At 30.1% G+C, this 1,327-nt stretch carries 2 pseudogenes; both read left to right on the top strand.

The features are described from left to right. Positions 1-56 precede the first annotated feature (56 nt). A pseudogene (locus ACFO3L_RS09575) lies at positions 57-473 on the top strand (ATP-binding cassette domain-containing protein); the annotation flags it as partial. After that, positions 473-1,264 (top strand): annotated as a pseudogene (locus ACFO3L_RS09570) (ABC transporter permease); the annotation flags it as partial. The pseudogenes ACFO3L_RS09575 and ACFO3L_RS09570, both read left to right, overlap by 1 nt. Positions 1,265-1,327: the final 63 nt, after the last annotated feature.

Below are 1,327 nucleotides of genomic sequence, written 5' to 3'. Positions count from 1 at the left end.
AAAAGTAATTGTAAGCTGCCGTGAGGCAGTTTCACATGGTTTTAATTAAAAGTATGAATTATTCAGGAGTATTTCAAAATTATAATTTAATAGATTATTTATCACCAATTGAAAATATTAGATTAGTAAATAAATCAGTAGATGAAAGTATCTTGTTTGAACTAGGTTTAGATAAAAAACAAATACAAAGAAATGTTATGAAATTATCTGGAGGTCAGCAACAAAGGGTAGCTATTGCTAGAGCATTGGTATCAGATGCACCAGTTATACTAGCTGATGAACCTACTGGTAATCTAGATAGTGTTACTGCTGGAGAAATAATTAATATATTAAAGACATTATCCAAAGATAGAAATAAATGTGTAATAGTTGTAACGCACAGTAAGGAAGTAGCAGATTCTGCAGATATCGTTTTAGAACTTAGTGGAAAAAAATTAAAAAAAGTAAATGAAATGAATTTGGAGGTTGAATAATGATAAAAAATGCATTTGCTTATGTAACTAGAAAAAGCTTAAAATCATTAATTATTATGTTAGTTATTTTATCAATGGGAACTTTAAGTCTCATTAGTTTATCTATTAAAGATGCCACAGACAGAGCTTCGGAAGAAACATTTGCTAATATAACAAACAGTTTTACTATGGAGATTAATAGACAAGTAAATCCAGGAACACCCAGAGGTGGGGGAAATGTAAAAGGTGAAGACATTAAAAAGATATCACAAACAGATAGTATAGACTCCTATATAAAAAGAATTAACAGTGTCGCAGACCTAGTTGATCTTGATATTATTGAAACTCAAGAAACACTTGCGTATCAATCACCTGAAAGAGCGAAGAATTTTAAAAGAACAGTTATGTTAACTGGGGTTAATGATTCATCAAAAGAAACAAAATTTGTATCAGAAGCATATAAATTAGTAGAAGGAAAGCATTTAGAAAATGAAGATAATAATAAAATCTTAATGCATAAAGATTTAGCTGAAAAAAATAATCTTAAAGTTGGAGATAAGATAAAAATAAAATCTAATTTATTTGATGCTGATAATGAGAAAGGTGCAGATGAAACAGTAGAAGTAGAAATTAAAGGTCTATTCGATGGGCATAATAGTGGTGGAGTAAGTGCAGCACAAGAACTATACGAAAATGCATTAATCACTGATGTTCATACAGCTGCTAAAGTTTATGGTAATACAGAAGATACAGCTGTATACCAAGATGCAACATTCTTTGTAAAAGGTGATGAGAATCTTGATAGTGTATTGAACCTCTCATGACTGAAGTCACGAGATTCTTAGGAACAGAACATACTTGCAAGCGTATTTCTT

It is taken from the genome of Enterococcus eurekensis, assembly GCF_042654605.1.
GTDB classification, from domain to species: Bacteria; Bacillota; Bacilli; order Lactobacillales; family Enterococcaceae; genus Enterococcus_I; species Enterococcus_I eurekensis.
Note: the sequence above shows the minus strand (reverse complement) of the source record. Positions and strands in the feature narration are given on the sequence as shown.